Annotated in this window: 19 protein-coding genes and 1 pseudogene; 14 read left to right on the top strand and 6 right to left on the bottom strand. The window is 59.8% G+C overall.

The window, feature by feature from the left end; translation table 11 throughout:
• Window positions 1-459: 459 nt before the first annotated feature.
• On the bottom strand, window positions 460-711 hold the full coding sequence (locus GSQ95_RS19940; RefSeq protein ID WP_158891848.1) for a hypothetical protein: 252 nt from the start codon (window positions 709-711) through the stop codon (window positions 460-462).
• Between the two features lie 327 nt (window positions 712-1038).
• The gene (locus tag GSQ95_RS19935; RefSeq protein WP_158891846.1) at window positions 1039-1932 is read right to left on the bottom strand and encodes a LysR substrate-binding domain-containing protein; all 894 of its coding nucleotides are present in this window, start codon (window positions 1930-1932) and stop codon (window positions 1039-1041) included.
• A gap of 223 nt (window positions 1933-2155) precedes the next feature.
• Between GSQ95_RS19935 and GSQ95_RS19930 the strand changes: the two genes are divergently transcribed.
• From GSQ95_RS19930 to GSQ95_RS19890, 9 genes are all read left to right on the top strand, one after another.
• Entirely contained in the window at window positions 2156-3229 is a 1074-nt protein-coding gene (locus tag GSQ95_RS19930; RefSeq protein ID WP_256664659.1) for an ABC transporter substrate-binding protein, read from the top strand.
• Window positions 3230-3463: 234 nt separating this feature from the next.
• Window positions 3464-4537 (top strand): ABC transporter ATP-binding protein, encoded by a 1074-nt coding sequence (locus GSQ95_RS19925; protein WP_158891844.1) that lies wholly within the window; start codon window positions 3464-3466, stop codon window positions 4535-4537.
• Complete coding sequence (locus GSQ95_RS19920) at window positions 4524-5396, top strand: ABC transporter permease (RefSeq protein WP_158891842.1); 873 nt, start codon at window positions 4524-4526, stop codon at window positions 5394-5396. Before GSQ95_RS19925 ends, GSQ95_RS19920 begins: the two co-directional genes overlap by 14 nt.
• A 5-nt stretch (window positions 5397-5401) precedes the next feature.
• Window positions 5402-6199 carry an ABC transporter permease gene (locus GSQ95_RS19915; RefSeq protein WP_158891840.1) on the top strand — a complete coding sequence of 266 codons (798 nt, stop codon included), beginning with the start codon at window positions 5402-5404 and terminating at the stop codon, window positions 6197-6199.
• A complete protein-coding gene (locus GSQ95_RS19910) occupies window positions 6196-7335 on the top strand; it encodes an FAD-binding oxidoreductase (protein ID WP_158891838.1) in 1140 nt (379 codons plus the stop codon). Before GSQ95_RS19915 ends, GSQ95_RS19910 begins: the two co-directional genes overlap by 4 nt.
• Entirely contained in the window at window positions 7325-7672 is a 348-nt protein-coding gene (locus GSQ95_RS19905; protein WP_074584385.1) for a (2Fe-2S)-binding protein, read from the top strand. The genes GSQ95_RS19910 and GSQ95_RS19905 overlap by 11 nt, the downstream gene beginning before the upstream one ends.
• Complete coding sequence (locus GSQ95_RS19900; protein ID WP_158891836.1) at window positions 7669-9048, top strand: NAD(P)/FAD-dependent oxidoreductase; 1380 nt, start codon at window positions 7669-7671, stop codon at window positions 9046-9048. The genes GSQ95_RS19905 and GSQ95_RS19900 overlap by 4 nt, the downstream gene beginning before the upstream one ends.
• Window positions 9049-9061: 13 nt before the next feature.
• Complete coding sequence (locus GSQ95_RS19895; RefSeq protein WP_256664658.1) at window positions 9062-10180, top strand: FAD-binding oxidoreductase; 1119 nt, start codon at window positions 9062-9064, stop codon at window positions 10178-10180.
• Between the two features lie 8 nt (window positions 10181-10188).
• Window positions 10189-10548: a RidA family protein gene (locus tag GSQ95_RS19890; RefSeq protein ID WP_133859603.1), complete on the top strand. Its 360-nt coding sequence runs from the start codon at window positions 10189-10191 to the stop codon at window positions 10546-10548.
• A 204-nt stretch (window positions 10549-10752) separates the two neighbouring features.
• Here the strand turns inward: GSQ95_RS19890 and GSQ95_RS19885 are convergent, their stop codons facing one another.
• Entirely contained in the window at window positions 10753-11040 is a 288-nt protein-coding gene (locus tag GSQ95_RS19885) for a hypothetical protein (protein WP_158891832.1), read from the bottom strand.
• 1238 nt (window positions 11041-12278) lie between these two features.
• Here GSQ95_RS19885 and GSQ95_RS19880 point away from each other — a divergent pair.
• The 3 genes from GSQ95_RS19880 to GSQ95_RS19870 all read left to right on the top strand — a co-directional run bounded on the left by GSQ95_RS19880 (window position 12279) and on the right by GSQ95_RS19870 (window position 16549).
• On the top strand, window positions 12279-12662 hold the full coding sequence (locus GSQ95_RS19880) for a nucleotide pyrophosphohydrolase (RefSeq protein WP_158891830.1): 384 nt from the start codon (window positions 12279-12281) through the stop codon (window positions 12660-12662).
• Between the two features lie 24 nt (window positions 12663-12686).
• Entirely contained in the window at window positions 12687-14555 is a 1869-nt protein-coding gene (locus GSQ95_RS19875) for a DUF2075 domain-containing protein (protein ID WP_158891828.1), read from the top strand.
• Between the two features lie 872 nt (window positions 14556-15427).
• The gene (locus GSQ95_RS19870) at window positions 15428-16549 is read left to right on the top strand and encodes an STY4528 family pathogenicity island replication protein (RefSeq protein WP_158891826.1); all 1122 of its coding nucleotides are present in this window, start codon (window positions 15428-15430) and stop codon (window positions 16547-16549) included.
• Window positions 16550-16586: 37 nt separating this feature from the next.
• Here GSQ95_RS19870 and GSQ95_RS19865 read toward each other — a convergent pair whose 3' ends face one another.
• Entirely contained in the window at window positions 16587-16862 is a 276-nt protein-coding gene (locus GSQ95_RS19865; RefSeq protein WP_158891824.1) for a hypothetical protein, read from the bottom strand.
• A gap of 320 nt (window positions 16863-17182) precedes the next feature.
• Between GSQ95_RS19865 and GSQ95_RS19860 the strand changes: the two genes are divergently transcribed.
• Complete coding sequence (locus tag GSQ95_RS19860; protein ID WP_158891822.1) at window positions 17183-17530, top strand: helix-turn-helix domain-containing protein; 348 nt, start codon at window positions 17183-17185, stop codon at window positions 17528-17530.
• A gap of 330 nt (window positions 17531-17860) precedes the next feature.
• On the opposite strand, the gene GSQ95_RS19855 is transcribed toward GSQ95_RS19860, so the two are convergent.
• Window positions 17861-18196, bottom strand: a complete 336-nt coding sequence (locus GSQ95_RS19855) for a hypothetical protein (protein ID WP_158891820.1) — start codon at window positions 18194-18196, stop codon at window positions 17861-17863.
• Between the two features lie 274 nt (window positions 18197-18470).
• Here GSQ95_RS19855 and GSQ95_RS19850 point away from each other — a divergent pair.
• Window positions 18471-18859: pseudogene (locus GSQ95_RS19850) on the top strand (SDR family oxidoreductase); the annotation flags it as partial.
• A gap of 89 nt (window positions 18860-18948) precedes the next feature.
• On the opposite strand, the gene GSQ95_RS19845 reads toward GSQ95_RS19850, so the two are convergent.
• A partial coding sequence (locus tag GSQ95_RS19845; RefSeq protein WP_178123842.1) for a response regulator transcription factor occupies window positions 18949-19381 on the bottom strand: 433 nt, incomplete at its 5' end.

Genomic DNA, 19381 nt, shown 5'->3' with positions numbered 1-19381 from the left:
TGGGGTGCAAGGGGTCGAGTGTTCGAATCACTCCGTCCCGACCAAATTAACGAGAAGGCTCAAGCTCTTAGTGGCTTGGGCCTTTTTCGTTTGTGGGCGCTAATCAAAACAGAATCAAAATCCAGGCAGACACGCTAGCGATTCCATTGGTGCAAAACTCCGATGGCGTTTAACCAGGTTGCTGCAAGAGCCTTGCTGGTTAGGGTCATGCGTATCTGGCTGGAGTCTCGCCCCTTGCTTGCGCAGCCATAGAGAAATGTCCACGCTTAATAGAACCTGACATTACCTTAGGCCGCGGGTCCTGTTATTGCTCATAGCAGCGTATGAAGGCCCTGGTCCGAGGGCGCTCGTCGACCACTGCCTGTAGCGCGTGCAGCTAGGCTGCTTGTGAGTCAGCCGCTGCTTTGGACTAGCCAATAAAAGCAAGAGAGGCCCGGCGTTAGCACTGGGCCTCTGATGTTATTCAGCGTCTTTAGCAGCATCTGCGCCAGCAGAAGTTAGCTTGATGGGCAGTACCAGGGAGCGCTCGCCTTGAGCGCCAACGTGGATATTGCCCTTATGAATCAGTCCATGCTCTTGCAGGTCGTGGAGAACCTCCATAACGGCATTTTCCCCGTGATGATTATCGAGAATTTCATTACCCAGGCCTGCCGGATGCGAGTGATACAGGCGGCGCAAGATTTCAGCTTTGAGTTCCGCATTGATAGCCATGAGTTCTCCTCTTGTGTGTGCAGAGGTTATGAAAATCGTTCCGATGACCAGTGCCTGCTCAGAACGCCGGACATCGTTCGGAGCGTCTTTGCCACGCAAGTTAGACCGTTGCAGTTGGCTGTTGAGAACCCCGCTATCTGGACTCGGCGCTAGGGTAATAGAGCCTTTGATTCCCTTGGTCTGAACCTGGCGTCCGAGGGGGCAACAGGTCCTTCGTAGAGAGTTAGTCGAATGCGTGGCCTGTCGCATCCTACGTCTTTTCGGAAAACCGATATAAATTTCGTTACAGCAACCCTCAAGCGGAAAGAGGGCCATGGCAATCAGCTCTCACTGCGGAAAGTGCCGTGCATAATGCTTCCGTAGCGCCAGGATAAAGTCTGTTGCCAACGGCGTCTGTCCCGATCCTACAGGGGCAACGACGTAAACCGGAAACAACAGCTCGGGCTCGAAACGGTGGATAGTGATGCCCTTGTGCAGAAAATCCTGGGCAACGTTCGGGCTCATGAGGGCGGCGCCCATGCCGGAGGCGACCATCTCGCAGGTGATCGAGCTGTATTGGCCTTCCACGGCGAGCTTGCGTTCGACGCCGGCCTGCTCGAAGACTCTGTCCATCTGCTCGCGGGTGCCGTCGCCATGGCAGAGGGAAACGAAGTTCTCGCCATGGAGATCTTGCGCCTTGATGACTTTCTTTGAAGCCAGTCGATGGCCTGGCGGCAAGACGCAGACGGCGCGGAGCCGGGTGATCAGCAGCGTTTCCAGAGGGCCGGCGTCGCTGGGCTGGACCACTACGCCAAGATCGCAGAATTGGGACTGCACCCACTGCACCACAGTGGGCGAGGCGTTCATGTGCAGGGAGACGGTCAGCTCAGGGCGGGTCGCGACGAAGTCCTTGATGACGTGAGGAATGAGCGTGAGTCCGGTGGACGGCACAGCGGCGATCCGTAGGCGACCGGTTCCCAGGTTACGGATGTTCTTGGCTGACTGACGCAGGCTGTCCAGCCCCACATAGGCCCGCTCCACCTCCTGGAAGAAGGCGCTGCCTTCCTTCGTGGGTATCAGCCGTACCCCCGCGCGCTCGAACAGTTTGAGTCCGGTACTCAATTCCAGCTGTGCGATCAATCGGCTGACGTTGGGCTGCGAGGTGTGCAGGGCTTCGGCGGCCGCGGTCATGGAGCCTAGACGCATCACGCTGCGGAAGGCTTCGATCTGTCTGAGATTCAACAGGGCTCTCCATATCAAATATGAATACTTAACCCGTACCTTCGTATTTGACCCTATGGGTTCAGCCTGACAATACTCGGTCACAAGCCAAATGGCCCCATAAAAAGAAAGCGTTTCCGAATGGCGGTTATCGCGATGTCCTCGGAGGCGGATGCCTGGATCTTCCGGTCGTGTCCTCACGACGTTCTCGATCTGCCGCAACGCAAAAAAGGGAGCATTGCCCGTGACCAGTCCGTATCTCGTCCGTACCTCATCCATCTCCTGGCGTCAGGGTCTGTCCGCGCTGCTGTTGGCCGCAGCGACTGCTGGCATGACGCTGCCTGCATACGCCGAAACCACGCTGTATGTCGCCGGCGTCGGCGGTTCAACTGAGCAGATGTACAAGACCCGCGTCATTCCCGCATTCGAAAAGGCGCATGGGGTCAAGGTCGTGTATGTGTCGGGCAACTCGACGGAAACCCTGGCCAAACTGCAGGCCCAGAAAGGGCGGCAGCAGATCAACGTCGCCATGATGGACGATGGTCCCATGTACCAGGCACTGCAGTTGGGGTTCTGTGAAAAACTCACGGATGCGCCGGTCTACCAGGACCTGTATCCCTTGGCGCGGCTGAGTCCCGAGGCCACGGCAGTGGGTATGGTGGCCACGGGGATCGGCTACAACGAAGAAGCCTTCAAGAAGCGCGGCTGGGCGGCGCCGACGTCCTGGACCGATCTGGAAGATCCGAAGTACCGGCAGCTGCTGGGCATGCCGCCGATCACCAACACCTATGGCCTGCATTCGTTGATCGAGATGGCGCGGCTCAATGGCGGCGGCGAGAAAGACATCGATCCGGGCTTCGCGGTGTTCGAGAAGAAGATCGCGCCCAACGTGCTGGCCTGGGTCAGCGCCCCGGGCGAGATGGACGGGATGATACAGAACGGTGATGTGGTCATGGCGGTGTACGGCAGTGGCCGGGCGGTGGCGCTGCAGAACACCGGCTTTCCGCTCAAGTTCATCTATCCGAAGGAGGGCGCGGTAGCCCTCCAGGTCGCCGCCTGCTCCGTCACGCCCAATGCGCAGTCCGAACTTTCCCAGCAATTCATTCAGTACGTGCTGTCGCCGGAAATCCAGAAGATCCAGTCCGAAAGCAACGGCTTCGCGCCGGTCAATCGCACCGTGAAGCTGCCACCAGAACTGGCTTCCCGTATGCCTTACGGACAGGAAAAGGTCGACAGCCTGCTTAAGGTCGATTGGGACACCATCAACCAGAAGCGTTCCGAGTGGACGACGCGCTGGAACAGGACCATCGAGCGGTAGAGGGCGTACCGACCAGGCGGCGATGAAATGACACTGGGGATTGCGAGTGGAGAGGATGGTCCCGCCGGACTGCCCATCCGCTAGTTGTAGCGCCAAGCCCTCACGTCCATTTCACCATCGTCCGGTTCCACCTCGCTCAATGATCGAGTGGCTGGTTTTTCCCTAGCAATCGGTCGCTCCCACCTCCCTTGGACGAACAGCGATCACGCCTTCGTGATCGCCGGAGGCATGCCCATGGCTTTCCTGATCCTCGACGGACTCGTCAAAACCTATGGTGACTTCACCGCCATTGCCGGACTCGATCTGGCCGTGGAGAAAGGCGAATTTCTTTCCTTGCTCGGCCCTTCGGGTTGCGGCAAGACCACGACGCTGCAAAATGTTGCGGGTTTCGTACAGCCCAGCGCCGGGCGCATTGTGCTGGACGGTCGTGACATCACCCATGTCCGCCCGGAAAAGCGCGGACTGGGGATGGTGTTCCAGAGCTATGCCCTGTTTCCCCACATGACCGTGGCCGAGAACGTCAGCTTCGGCCTGGAGATGCGCGGCGTGCCGCGTAGCGAAAGGGCAGAGCGGGTGAAGTCGGCGCTCGACATGGTTCGGCTGCAGGGCCTGGGCGAACGCTATCCCAAGGCCCTGTCCGGCGGGCAGCGCCAGCGGGTGGCCATCGCCAGGGCGTTGGCGATCCGCCCGGACCTGTTGCTGCTGGACGAGCCGATGTCGAACCTCGACGCCAAGCTGCGCGAAGACATGCACATCGAGTTGCGCGCCATCCAGCGCGACCTCGGTATCACCACCATCCTGGTCACCCACGACCAGGTGGAGGCGATGACCATGAGCGATCGCATTGCGGTGATGCACGGCGGGCGCATCGTGCAGATCGGTTCACCGTTCGAGACCTACGAGCGGCCCCAGTCGCCCTTCGCCTCGAGCTTCCTGGGCAAGACCAATGCCTTCCCTGGTGCCGTCCACAACCGCAAGCCACGCTGCTACGAGGTCAAGGTCGATGGCCTGATGCTGCACGTCCCTCATGAGGGACATCAGTTCGACGGCGACGTCAACGTCTACCTGCGGCCGGAAAAGATCCGCCTGGCCGATCCTGCCGAAGCCCGGTTGCGCGGCACGGTGCGCATGCGGGTGTTCCTCGGCAACCTCTGGCTGATCGGTGTCGAGAGCCCCCTGGGGCCGGTGAATCTGACGCAGCCGAACCTCGGCGCGCCGCCGCCGCTGGAAGGGGAGGAGGTGGGCCTGACCTGGCTGGATGATGACCTGCGCCTGCTCGGCCGGGAGGTGTCCCATGGCCACCTATGATGCCGAGCGGGTCGGCAGCGCCCCCTGGCTGCTGACCGGTCCTGCGCTCCTCGTGTTCCTGACCTTGCTGGCGGCGCCGCTGGTGCTCACGGCCATGCTGTCGTTGAACCTGTTCAGTGACACCAAGGGCGTCATTCCCGTGTATTCGCTCGCCAACTACCTGGAGGTGTTCGGCGACGACTATTTCCACGAGATCTTCCTGCGAACCGGCGGCATGGCGCTCGCGGTGACCGTCTGTTCGGTCCTGATCGGCGTGCCGGAGACGCTCATCATTGCCCGCATGCGGGCACCCTGGCGGTCGCTGTTCCTGCTCGTGGTACTCGGTCCGCTGCTTATCTCGGTGGTGGTGCGCACCCTGGGGTGGGCCATCCTGCTGGGCAACAACGGCCTGATCAACCAGGCGTTGCAGGCGCTGGGCATCATCGATTTTCCGATCCGCATGATGTTCACCCAGTTCGGGGTCGTGCTGGCACTGACCCATGTGCTGGTGCCCTTCATGGTGATCGCCGTCTGGGCCAGCCTGCAAAAGCTCGATCTGCAGGTGGAGCAGGCCGGCTTGTCGCTCGGCGCTTCGCGGATGACGACCTTCAGGCGGGTGGTGCTGCCGCAGATCGTGCCGGGAATCCTCTCGGGCTCGATCATCGTCTTCGCCCTGGCGGCCTCGGCCTTCGCCACCCCCGCGATCATCGGCGGCCGTCGCCTCAAGGTGGTGGCGACGGCCGCCTATGACGAATTCCTCGGTTCGCTGAACTGGCCGCTGGGCGCCGCCATCGTGGTGCTGTTGCTGATCGCCAACCTAGTGATCGTGGTGGGCTGCAGCCGGTTGGCCGAGCGCCGTTTCAAACACGTCTTCGAGTAATCGCCATGTACCGGAACGGTTTCTTCTCCCTTGCCTTTCATACGCTGTTCATCGCCTTCATCGTCGCGCCGCTGGTGGTGGTGATGGCGGTGTCCTTCACCGGCGAAGGCTTCATTTCATTGCCTTCCGGTGGCCTGTCGCTGCGCTGGTTCGAGGCGCTGTGGGCCAACCAGGAAATGGTCGATGCCTTCTGGCTGTCGCTCAAGCTGGGCCTGGTGTCGGCGACGGTCGCGACCTTGCTCGCGGTCCCCGCGGCGCTGGCGATCAGTCGCTACGACTTTCCCGGACGCGGGGCGATCACCGGCTTTCTGATGTCGCCGCTGATGATTCCCTCGGTAGTGCTGGGGATCGCCTTCCTGCGCTTCTTTTCCCTTGCCCAGGTGGGCGGTTCGCTGTGGGCGCTGAGCATCACCCACGTCATCGTCGTGCTGCCCTATGCCTTGCGCCTGACCCTGGCATCCACCATCGGCCTGGAGCGCGATGCGGAGCACGCGGCGCTATCCCTGGGCGCCAACCGGCTGCAGACCTTCTGGCGGGTGATCCTGCCGCGGATCCGCACCGGCGTGGTGGGGGGCTGGCTGCTCGCCTTCATCCAGAGTTTCGACGAGCTGACCATGACGGTCTTCGTCGCCACACCCGGCACCACGACCTTGCCGGTCGCCATGTACAACCAGATCTCCCAGACCATCGATCCCCTGATCACGGCGGCCTCCACGGTGCTGATCCTGGGGACCCTGGCGGTGATGCTGCTGCTGGATCGGCTCGTCGGCCTGGATCGGGTGCTGATCGGAGAGAAGCAATGAATGACAGCAGCGTGTCCACCCCGGCGGAGGTCATCGTGGTTGGCGGTGGACTGGTCGGCATGGCGGTCGCCTATGGCCTGGCGAAGGCCGGTACCAGGACGCTGGTGCTCGACCAGGGCGATGACGCCTTCCGCGCCTCCCGGGGCAACTTCGGTCTGGTCTGGGTGCAGGGCAAGGGCTTCGACCGCCTCGAATATTCCCGCTGGACGCGTTCCTCGGCGCTGGCCTGGGCCGGGCTGGCCGAGGACCTGCTGAAGGAGACGGACGTCGATGTCCGCCTGAAGCAGCCCGGCGGCTTTCACATGTGTTTTTCCGATCAGGAGCTGGCGGAGCGCCAGGCGCGGCTGGCAGGTATGCAGGCGGGCCTGGGCGATTACCCCTTCGAAATGCTGGATCAGGCGGATCTGCGGGCACGCTTGCCCGGTATCGGTCCCAAGGTCGTCGGGGCGAGCTACACACCCATGGATGGCCACGTGAATCCGCTCAAGCTCCTGCGGGCCTTGCATGCGGGAGCGCAGCACCACGGGGCGACGATACTGGGGCGGATGCCGGTCGAGCGGATCGATTCCGCGCCTGGCGAATTCACCGTGGTCACCCCCGGTCAGCGCTTCACCGCGCCGCGCCTGGTGCTGGCGGCGGGCCTGGGCAATCGCCCGCTGGGGGAGCAGGTCGGACTGCATGCCCCGGTCGCGCCGAATCGTGGGCAGGTATTGGTCAGCGAGCGGGTTCGCCCTTTCCTGGACTACCCGACGATCAATGTGCGCCAGACCGACGAGGGCAGCGTGCAGCTCGGCGATTCCATGGAGGAGGTCGGCTTCAACGATCTCACCACCACCGACGTGCTCGCCAGGATCGCCCAGCGTGGCGTCAACACCTTCCCGCTACTGGCTGACGTGCGCCTGGTGCGCGCCTGGGGCGCCCTGCGCGTCATGAGCCCGGATGGTTATCCGATCTATCAAGAGTCCGCGTCGCATCCCGGGGCCTTCGTCGTCACCTGCCACAGCGGCGTGACCCTGGCCGCGGCGCACGCGACCCGGATCGCGCCCTGGGTGCGGGGCGGTGAACAGCCGGAAGAGCTGGCGGTGCTCGCTGGCGAACGTTTTCTCACCGGGGAGGTGTTTTCCCATGCCCACTGATTCCTTGTTTCGCCGCGTGGACGCCGAAGGCGGCCGTCTCATCACCCTGACCTTCGACGACCAGGCCTTCCAGGTGCCGAGCGGTCTCACGGTCGCGGCCGCCTTGCTGCTGGCCGGCGTACGGCAGTTCCGCACCTCGCCGGTAGGCGGTGAAGCTCGTGCACCCTATTGCATGATGGGCGTGTGCTTCGAATGCCTGGTCGAGATCGACGGGGTGCCGAGTCGCCAGAGTTGCCTGATTGAGGCGGCCGACGGCATGCGTATCCGTTCGCAGCAGGGTGCCCGCGAGCTGCCCTTCACCGCCGCCGAACCCGTGGTGATGGAGGTACAGCCATGAATCTCGAACCTATAGACGTCGTCGTCATCGGCGCGGGTCCTGCCGGCATGGCCGGGGCGCGAACCCTGGCGGACCTGGGCCTTTCCGTCGTGCTGCTCGACGAGCAGGCCGCGGTCGGCGGACAGATCTATCGCGGTATCGCCAGCGCCTCAGCGGCCCGGCGTACGCTGCTCGGGCCGGATTATGTGGCCGGCGCCCACTTGGCGGATGCATTGAAGAGCACGACCGTGCGCCACGAGACGGGTGCGTCCGTCTGGCAGATCACCCGCGAGCGTCAGGTGCATTATCTCAAGGACGGACGGGTACGTTCCTTCGCCGCCAGGGCCGTGCTGCTGGCGACCGGCGCGATGGAGCGGCCCTTTCCGATTCCCGGTTGGACCCTGCCCGGTGTGATGACCGCTGGGGCCGCGCAGATTCTGCTCAAGACCGCTGGCATCGGTCCGCAGGGACCGGTGGTGCTGGCCGGGTGCGGACCGCTGCTCTATCTGCTCGGCTGGCAATACCTGCGGGCGGGCATACCCATCGCTGCCCTGGTGGACACCAGCCGCCGTGAGGACTACTGGCGCGCCCGTGGACACCTGCTGGCGGCGCTGAGGGCCTGGCCCTACCTGCGCAAGGGTGTCTCGCTATTGCGCGCTCTGCGCAAAGGCGAGGTCCCGCACTACACCGGTGCCGAGCAGCTACAGGTCGAGGGGGAAGGGCAGGCCCAGGCGCTCAGCTTCGTCGTCGACGGGCAGGCACAACGGGTGTCGGCCAGCACCGTGTTGTTGCACCAGGGCGTGGTGCCGAACATCCAGTTCACCCAGGCGCTCAGGGCCCAGCATCGCTGGGATGATGCGCAGCTGTGCTTCGTGCCGGAAACCGATCAGTGGGGTGCGCTCGATGTGCCCTTCATCTCGGTGGCCGGCGATGGCGCGGGCATCGGTGGAGCCCAGGCCGCGGCCTTGCAGGGGCAACTCGCGGCGCTCGGGCTGGCGCGTAGCCTCGGCCAGCTCACCCCGGCCCAGCGCGATGCCCAGGCTGCGCCCTTGCACGCCGAGCTGGAGCGCAACCTGCGCATTCGTCCCTTCCTCGATGCCCTGTATCGCCCGCGCGAGGAGAACCGGATTCCCACCCGCGATGACGTCATGGTCTGCCGTTGCGAAGAGGTAACGGCAGGAGACATCCGGCGCTTCGTCGAGCTGGGCTGCAGCGGGCCCAATCAGGCGAAATCCTTCGGTCGCTGCGGCATGGGGCCCTGTCAGGGGCGCATGTGCGGACTGACCGTCACCGAGATCATCGCCAAGTCCCGCGGACTCACGCCCGACGAGGTGGGCTACTACCGCATTCGGCCACCGATCAAGCCCATTACCTTGGGAGAGCTCGCCAGTGGCTGACAGGACGGCGGACGTGATCGTCATAGGCGCCGGCCTGCATGGCTTGAGCACGGCCTGGCATCTCGCGCAGCGCGGCGTGCGGGTAATCGTGCTCGAAGCCGATTACGCCGGACGGCATGCCTCTGGGGTAAACGCCGGCGGGGTGCGGACGCTCGGCCGGCATCTCGCGGAAATCCCCCTGGCGCTGGCGTCCCGCGCGCTCTGGCACAACCTGCCGGCGCTGCTGGGGACGGACGCGAGTTTCGTCGCCAGCGGCCAGCTCAAACTGGCCGAAACCGACGCAGAACTGCAGGAATGCCGGGACCGAGTCGCCCACCTCCAGGCGCACGGTTTCACCCATGAGGTGCTCATCAATCGGGAGGAGGTCTTCGAACTCCTACCGACGGTGGCGCCCCATGTGGTGGGGGGCATCTGGGTGGCAGACGATGGCTACGCGACGCCTTACCGTGTGGTGACGGCGGTTCGGCAGGCGGCGGAGCGCCTGGGTATGGTGCTGCACGAGCAGACGCCTGCGCTATCCATCACCCAGCGCGGCCCGCGCTGGCAGGTCGAAACGCGCAAGGGAAAGTTCGAGGCGGACCAGCTGGTCGTGACGGCCGGTGCCTGGGCGGGGCGCCTGGCTGCCGAGGTGGGCGAGCCGGTACCCACCCATCCGCAAGGCCTGATGCTGATGGTGACCCATCGAGTGGCGCCCTTCTGCAAGCAGGTGCTCGGCGCCACCGGTCGCGCCCTGTCCTTCAAGCAATTCGACAACGGCACGGTGGTCATTGGCGGCAAGCTGATCGGTGTCCTGGACTACGATGCCCGCCACGGCGAGGTCGATATCGCCCGTCTCGTGACCAGCGCCCAGACCGTGACGGATCTCTTTCCGCACCTCAGGCATCTGGGCATCAACCGTGCCTGGTCCGGTATCGAAGCCTTCACCGAGGACGATCTGCCCGTCATCTCAAGCAGCAGTCGCGCGAGTGGCCTGACCTACTCGTTCGGTTACTGCGGCAGCGGTTTCCAGATGAGCCTCGGCACCGGCCAGCGCGTCGCGCAGCTGGTGCTGGGCGAGTCTTCACCCATCGATCTTACGGCCTTCGTCATCGATCGCTTCCACAGAGATTCCTCAACCCTCAGGCCACTCTAGGAGCCTATATGCAACCCATTACCCGTATCGAAACCAACCAGCGTATGAGCCGGGTCGTCCAGTACAAGGGCGGTATCACCTTCGTCGGCGGCCAGACGGCCAACGATCGCACCCAGGACATCAAGGGGCAGACCGCACAGGTGCTGCAGAAGATCGACGACTACCTGGCCAAGGTCGGCCTGGACAAGACGCGCATTCTCAGCGCCCAGGTGTGGCTGTCGGACATCCAGGCCAACTTCGCCGGTATGAACGAGGTGTGGGACGCCTGGGCACCGGAAGGGGAGGCACCTGCACGGGCTACAGTTGAGTCCAAGCTTGCCGCGCCGGAATTGCTGGTCGAGATCGCTATCGTCGCAGCGGCGGAGTAAAGGTGGCCGCATCAGCGCCCTGTAGCCGAGACGCTGCGCCTATATCAAAAAAGCCGGTAGAGCACTGCCTTTCAGGTAGAGCCGATTTGGCTACAGACCCATGGAGACTGTTACGACAGGTGCTCGATGTAAGGCGTATTTAGCGGGAAGTGTGACGCTTTAGAAGGCTGGGATGGTTGCTATAGACCATCCCAGCCACCGCTTCTAATCGACGATGGTCGATTGAGCGTTGGCGCAACGAGAACTAGAGATCGCCCGGCGATATAGCGTGACCATCTCGTCTAGCAGTTCCTGAGCGATGTTGCAGGCAACCTTTAGCCGCAGCTCGTCAGAATGACCGGAGTCGCACTCTGCCAGCTGAACTAGCAGGTCACCTAGCATCGAGGCACGAAGATCTGCATCGGCTTCGATAGACCGAGTGGAGAGATCCATTTGGTTAAGCGCGATTGGCTTGCTGGGGAAGGGGACCACAGAGGGCTTCTTCTCAGCCATGGCACACCTCCGTTGTAGAGGTATATGGCGACCTGATAGCGCCGAGGCGGAGCTCGGGCTTAAAAGAAAGACGGTGCATTCATGCTGCTCCTTGGTTCGGTTGAGGAGCCGCCGCCACCGTTGTCACGCGGTATGGAGGCGGACCGTACGGGGGTGACAACCGGGAACCAAGGGAACCGGCCAGGCCGAAGCCTGCCCCGCACGGCCCGCCATAAAATGCACGCAGCCGAATGCTTAGCATTGGCTGTGGGCGATTAGGCTACCGCGCCCTTGATCATCGGGTTGTCACGCCCGGCCATGGGATTGACCATGACAATACAAATTTACCGCTTCGGAGCGCGTCCTAGCAACCTAGGGTGACGCAGCGTCACCAAGACGTGGTTGGCGCGTTGCGCTTGGCCTAGGCACCGGCGAACCTGATCAAGTTTCTTGCCAGCAGATCAACGATATTGCGGCAGTACATCAGTATCGTTGGTCGAAACAGGGACTGCTGCTCGAATCTGTCCTGCTTATTACCAAACGGATGCATAAAGGTCACCCGCTCGACGCCAAGCAGAGCCAACTCGACTTAGTGCCTCAAGGTCCTCGCGCAAGCAGCTCCAGATGTTCCTCTTCTGTCTGCTCAACCATGTGGATCTGCTTGGCTACTGGAATTTTTTGTCCGAAATTTAGGCGGCATTAGCGGTTTAAAGCAGGACATCGTTCGTTTCGTTAGCGCTATCGGTTAAGTTATCCGGTGCTCGGTGTCAAGCCTCACTAAAGTGTCAGTTGTGTCTGGTGAGCGTGTCTAGCTCAAAGATAGTGATCTTGAGAGGCCGAGTTTTAAAATAGCGATCGGGGCAGGTGTCATATAATGTTTAATACTTATATAATGCAAAAATTTCGACCGAATTCATATTTTTAGCTCGTAGGTTTTTACATGCTAGCTAATACTTCCAGATGCAATATCCTAAAAATTAATCTTAAGCCTTTTGACTTTATAAGCCTCCTCGGTCTCCTGATTACACGGTCTCAATCGATATCAAGGCATAGCTTCCGCATCGTCTCAAACGCTTAGATTCATAGCGAAATCAGATCTCACCCTATTCGGCTACCATGGCGGTTGTCCTGATCGATGAGTCAATCGGCTGACCAGTAGCTTGCTAAAAAAATTCACATAAAGGCTGCGCTAACAGCGAAAGATCTTACAATCTAGCTCTGGACCTCCTATAGACGTTAGCCCACCAAGGGATAGGCCTGTGACTGACTCAGATAGCTCATTCGCACCACTCGTTGAGGTCGTGAATCTTGCCGCATCCCTCAAGCGCTTCGCAGATGATCGCGACTGGCAGCAATTCCACTCTCCCAAAAATCTCATCCTAGCTCTCACTGGCGAGGTAGGCGAGCTATGCGAGATTTTCCAATGGATGAGCGATGCCGACTCGATCTCCGCCGCAACAGATCCCGAAATAGGCCAAGCCGTGAAGGACGAACTGGCGGACGTATTGATGTACCTGGTTCGCCTGAGCACTGTACTCGGCATTGACCTCAACGACGCCGTAACGCAGAAACTCGCCTCGAATGGCCAGAAGTACCCTGTGGATAAAGCTAGAAGCAACAGCAAAAAGTACGACCGACTTTGACCAACACGCACCTAAGGACAACCTGTGATCGTATACGCTGCGACCAAACAGCAATTTCTTAAAGACAACGATAACGATGACATTGAGGAGGTGATCCTCAGACATTACAAGGATGCTACCGGTAAGAACGTTGGCACCTCGGAAATCAGGTCATGGCAAGGGTCCCTAACGTACATGGCCAAGGTCCTGAGAGATGAGGATCTGCCAAGCGATGTAGGGCTGGCCATTGAATTGCACATTCCACAGTCATCGAAGCGAATCGACTTTCTACTCACCGGTCGCGACGAGAACCAAGCAAAAAAAGCCGTGCTGATCGAGCTGAAGCAATGGAGCAAGGCCAACGCCACTGCTAAGGACGCTATCGTCAAAACGGCATTGGGTGGCGGCCTCGTTGAGACCATTCACCCGTCCTATCAGGTGTGGTCATATGCGGCGCTGTTGGAAGGTTTTAACGAGGCGGTGTATGACAAAAGCATCGAAATCCATCCTTGCGCCTATCTCCATAATTATGTCAGCGACGGCATCATAGATTCAGCTCACTACGAGCCCCATATCAGCAAGGCTCCGTTGTTCCTGAAAGGTCCGGAAGAGCTCAGTAAACTTCGAGGCTTTCTGAAAAAGCATATAACTCATGGCGACAACAAAGAGGTTCTTTACGAGCTGTCCGAAGGGAAAATTCGCCCGTCCAAGGCGCTAGCTGAAGCCTTGGACGGGTTGATGAAAGGCAAACCCGAGTTCGTACTGATTGACGATCAGAAAGCAATCTTTGAATCGGCGCTGGCGGCGGCAAGTGAGGCCTCGGACCAAGCACCCAAGGTGATGATCATCGAAGGTGGACCTGGCACCGGGAAAACTGTTCTTGCTATCAATCTGCTGGTGAAGCTCACCGAATTGAAGCTGATGAGCAAATACGTCTCCAAGAATGCAGCCCCACGTAAGGTCTACGAAAGCAAACTGGTTGGCACCATTAAGCGCAGCCATTTCTCGAATTTCTTTTCAGGCTCTGGGGCATTCATTGACACTGAGCCCAACACATTCGATGCGCTTATCGTGGACGAAGCTCATCGGCTGAATGAGAAAAGCGGGCTTTACGGAAACCTTGGGGAGAACCAGATCAAGGAGCTGATTGAGTCAGCGAAATGCTCAATTTTCTTCATTGATGAAGACCAGCGTGTAACCTTTAGCGATATCGGCAGTAAGCAGGCGATACGCGCCTTTGCAAAAGCCAAGGGTGCTGTGGTGGAAGAGTATGAGTTGTCTTCGCAGTTTCGCTGCAGTGGTTCTAACGGTTACCTAGCATGGCTGGATGACACGCTGGACATTCGCTCGACGGCAAATCCGACGCTTGAGACTCAGGAGTACGAATTTAAGGTGTTCGACTCACCTCAGGCGATGCATGAAGCGATCAATGAAAAAAACCAAGGAAACAAAGCTCGTGTGGTCGCCGGCTATTGCTGGCCTTGGTTGAGCAAAAAAGACGCTGCTGCTGCTGATATCGTCATTGGTGACTACAAACGCCAATGGAACTTGGATCAGGATGGCAGCCTATGGATCATCGCTGAGAACTCCATCGAGCAGGTTGGCTGCATTCATACCTGCCAAGGGTTGGAAGTCGACTACATCGGGGTGATTATCGGGCCAGATCTGGTCGTACGTGACGGTCAGGTAGTGACATCCCCGGATAAGCGCGACAAGCACGATAAATCGATTCGCGGTTGGAAAAAAATGATGAAAGAGCAACCCACCCTCGCGAAAAGTGAAACAGACCTGATCATCAAAAATACGTACCGAACACTGATGACACGCGGGATGAAGGGTTGCTATCTGTACTGCACCGACAAAGAGACGGCGCAATACTTCGAGAGTCGGCTTAGCCAACACAGCAATCATTGACGGTATTGTTTGCTAGGAGCTCCTGTACCGGAGAGCACAGGGGCAACGATCAACAATGCAACCATTTGCTTGATAGATTCAGCCCCGATTCGTTTCGGGGACGGTTCTGAAAAAGCACCGCCCATCGGGATCTAGGCCACGCAGCGTTCCAGCTGGTATTCCAAAAAAGTTGACCGAAATTATTTACCAGCCAAAACAGATCGATACCGCCTAAGTTCAAATTACTCCGGCGAGTCAATACAGCCGAGGCGGAGCTCGGGCTTAAAAGAAAAAATGGTGCATTCATGCTGCTCCTTTGTTCGGTTAAGGAGCCGGAACTACCGTTGTCACGCGGTATGGAGAGGGACCGTACGGGGTGACAACCGAGAACCAAGAGAAGCGGCCAGGCCGAAACCTGCCCGGCACGGCCTGCCATAAATGCACGCAGCCGAACGCTTAGTATTGGCTGTGGGCGATTAGTCTACCTTGACCTTGTTCATCGAGTTGTCACGCCCGGCCATGGGATTGACCATGAACAGGCAAATCTGCCGTTCTCAAATGCTAACCGCAACCGGTTACAAGGTCTGTGGTTCTACCAGCAATGATCGCGAATCGGTATCCCTAAGCGACGTGCCCATGGGGCGCGACCACTCGTTGGCCACGCCCTCCAAACAGTTATCCCGCTTCCGGCCCCGGAAGATAGCCCATGATCATTTCAGACGTGAAGCTAGGGGGCTCTCCCCACCTATGATTCATCGGCTTCTGGTCTGCAGCAGACCATTCGGTATGCAACAGAAATACGGTAACGGGCCAAATCGGATTTATCCGGGACAGACCACTTGGTGCCAAAGAGACTCGCCTGGCAGCCGAAAGGCCTTGGTAGGGGAGAGGAAATGGCAAGCTATTCCGCACACGAGCGCTACGCATCGACTGACTGGGTCACGACGCCAACCGCACTGCTGGTGGATCCGCGCCTGACGCCCTTGGAGCGCAACGGCTGGCAAGTCTTGCGCGTGCTGAGCGGCCCGGATGGTGTCAGTTCGCTTACGAGCCTGAGCCAGCTACGACGCTATCTCACCACCACGCCGTTAGGGCAGCGGGCGGGCTATGAGACGGCGCGACGTGTTCTGAAAGTGCTGCGCCTGACGGGTTGGATCACGCTGATCGGTGTGCAGCGTGACCCCATGACGGGCAAGGTGATGAGCGAGCGCTACAGGGTGCATGAGCGTGCCTTAGCGTTTGATCAGGCATGCACTGCCGACCAGACGCTTGCCCGTCTATTACAAGCGTGCCTGCACGAGACTGGGCATCCGATTCAGCGGATCGCGCAGCATCTAAGTCAGGCGTTCACGCAGGGTGAGCGCAGTGAAGAGGCAGTGCCTAATGGAGCTTCTATCCCAAGCGAGTTTGGGAGCTCTATCTCCGGGGCGGTACCTGTGGAGTCCGGCTTAGGCCAAACCGGTCTGCCACAGACCAACAAAGTCCACGACGAACCAATTGGCCAATACAGTACGTACAGTAGTAAGACGTATAAAGTACGTACGTATCCTTCAGAGCTGGAAAACACGAAGGGCAATGCTCCGCTTCCATCCTGTCTCGCGGGAATTGATGAGGAGCAGTTGCAGGAGCTGCTGACGGCACTTGATGAATTGTCCTTGGAGCAGCGTCAGCAGGTGTTGGCAGAGCTCGACGCCAGACACCGTAGCGGCGGGGTACGCAACGTAGTGGCCTATGCTTTTGGCTTGATCAGACGAGCGCAGTCGGGAGGTTTCCGGCCTTATGCATTGCGGGACAGGCCGGCAGTGCAGATCGTGGCGAACAGGGACCTCGGCATGGGCCATCGTCCACGCCCGGCACATCGAGTAGCCCCCGCAAAGCGCTCAACGCCCGAAGTCGCTGAAAACCACATTGCGACGCTTCGCAAGATGCTCAACATGCCTGTCAGGGTGTCGCGTGTGCTAGACGACAACAAAGCTCGGTCCGAGCAGCGCGGCGAAGAAGCCAGTGGCGGTTAATCAAGATTTATCGAGCCACGCTGCGGGCTTGGACTGCTCATAGGCCCAGTGCGGAGGCGTTCGTAATGCTTTTGCTGCGGCGATGGATGATGACCATCTCATCCAACAGATCTTGCGCAGTCATCTTGATAATCGTGGCGCGAAGCGAATCTGTTTCCAGGGTGCTGGCGTCAAGCTGATCGAGTAGGTCCTTCAATACGGAAAAGCGCAGCTCGATGTCATCTGAAAGGTCCGACAAGTCGCTTGCGAAGTGGCTGGCGTTGATACCTTTCTGCGGGAGCGGATAAATCCGCGTGTTCTTGGTGTGCGTCATGATGCGTATACCTCGATTTTCCTAACGTCCGTCTAGGGGTCGATCAATCGATCCTGTCCGGGCAGGTCGCTCAGCACTTCAGCCTTCACTCGATGGCTTGAAGGTATTCCAGCCTTCGCAGCAGCCTTAAAAGTGCTATTGCCCAAGGTGCCGGGCCAGCCATATCTCTGTTGACCAAGAGGATTCCTGCCCTCTCACTAGCTGCCCATGAGCAGCTAGGCGAGCTTTAGCAAGACAACCTATAGAGTTGATATTCAACCTTTAATGTCCTTCATGTCAACAGGGTGTCGCTCGACCATTGAGGTTGAAGGGAGGGCGTCATGGCTGAGTACGATACGGCGGCATTGGCAGGTCTGGTGGGGCGAGCCATTGCTCGGCAGCGCATTCGCTGCGGGTTCACCCAGGAGCAGATCGCCGAACGATTGGGGATAGGCAACGAGGCGGTATCGCGCATTGAGCGCGGTCTGGTCATGCCTAACATCGAGCGCTTATTGTCTCTGGCGGAGGTATTCGGCTGTGAAGCAGCGGATTTGCTGACCGAGGCAAGTGTCCGGCCTCAGGATCAGGCCCGACATCTCGAAACGCGCCTGGCTACCCTCAGCGCCGAGGATCGCCAACTGGTCATGGAGTTGCTTGAAAGTCTGATTCAGCGACTGGGACGCGGTTGAGCGAGCGACTAGGGTGCTTGATTCCCGCACCTTTAGGCTCTCAGGCAGATGCCTGGGAAGGAGCAGTGCCGGCTCCTCGACGCGACCTGGCGTCTGTGCGCTTGAAGGAATAGCAGGCACAAAAAAGCCCTCGCGAGAGGGCTCCTTCACCGGAGACAGAGTTACACGAGCAGGTGGGCGAGATAGGCTACGCCAGCAGTAAAGGCCGCGCCGGTGAGTACGGGCACCGCGATCCACAGAGGATTGGCCTGACGCTTACGGTACCTGGCAGACTTCTCAAGGACCGCGTCAACCTCAGCGCGTGTGGCTTCGACCCTACGGCGTCTCGACTCATTTATGGCTTGTGCGTTCATGCGCTACTCCTTTGGAGGGCGGCGCCTCCGGGGCCTTATTCAAGGCCGATATAAGCGTGATCATAATACCGGTGATTACTGCTGCAAGCGTGGCCCATTTTCGAAATGAGTCGACGCGCAGATCTGTGAGTTCGATGTTGAGCTTGTCGATCTCCAGCAGGGTCTTCTCCAGCGTCAGCTCAGCCTGGTACCGAGCAATTTGTTCCACTTCGGCCGCGATATCAGCAGGCGACAGCTCGAGCCGTGGATCTCTAGGGTCTTCATCGAAATCGCCCGCAGATAGCCCTAATGGCGGCTCCTGTCTATTGGACATACAGTACCCATCTTTGATTGGTGGAAAAAATACGTGGGGCTATGCCCCCTCTTACGATGGCCGGCAGCGCCCGGCCCACGGTGAGCATGCGCGGCGCGCCACCTAGTCGCGCCGCGTTTCCACATAGGCCGGCTCTCAGACACGGTTGTCGGTCAAAGAACGCAGCTCCTGGCGGCTGTGGCTGATTTAGGTCCCGGCCGAACGACTCCGGGTCGGTGTCAACCTGCGCAAACCTAAACGTTTTACTGGCTTTCCTCGCTACGATCGCTTTTGGTGCCGTGAGGCCGTCAAGACAATGATGCCCAACGAATCCGGAGCTATCGTCACCATGGCCTCATACGCGTCCGGCTGTGCGTTTCCCGCCCTCGGCGCCTAAGGGGCGCACTGGCCCAACTGACCGGCACGCTCGTGCTCGGAGCCATCGCGCACGGCATCCGCGTCAACGCGTTCGTCGTTGGCGACGTCGTCACCAACATCCTTAATGGCGTGGTCGGCGACGGCCCGGGTTTTCTTGCCCGGCACGGCGAAACCGCGCCCATTGGCCGTGCTGGGCAGCCAGAGGAAATTGCCGAGATTGTCGCCATTCTCACCTCGGACCGCGCAAGCTTCATGGTCGGCTCGGTGGTCATGGCCGATGGCGGCATGACTATCACCGCCGGCTGATCAACCCATCACGCATACAGGAGACCCCCCATGGTCATGCTGACCCAGGTTGCCTTCTTCATCGCACTGTGCGGTGGAAATCTGTGGCGTCATCCGCGCTGAGCCTGCAGGAACACCGCGAACAGCTCCGATTGCGACTTGATGCCCAGCTTGCTGTAGACGTGCGTGCGGTGCACCTTCACGGTCTCAGCCGAAATGGCTAATTTGCGCGCCACCTCTTTGCTGGAGTACCCGCTAAGGACCAGGCGCGCCACTTCCAGCTCACGACCGGTCAGCGCCGTTTCCACTTGGCGTGCCATCCGCTCAAGGCGCTCCTGCCAAGGCGGGGCGGCCGTCGGCTCACTGGGCTCCGGCTCGTGGTTCATGCGCTGACGGACCAACGCGGTAACCCAGGGCGCTACCAGGGAGAACAGGGCTATCTGGTCAGGTTGGAAGCGTTGCCGTGAACCTAGTGACAGACACAGCGTTCTAGGCTCTGTCTGAAAAGTCGACGCGCCAACAGCGATCAATGCAGGCCAGAGT

Source organism: Pseudomonas sp. BAV 4579, assembly GCF_009765395.1.
Lineage (GTDB): Bacteria > Pseudomonadota > Gammaproteobacteria > Pseudomonadales > Pseudomonadaceae > Chryseomonas > Chryseomonas aestiva.
Note: the sequence above shows the minus strand (reverse complement) of the source record. Positions and strands in the feature narration are given on the sequence as shown.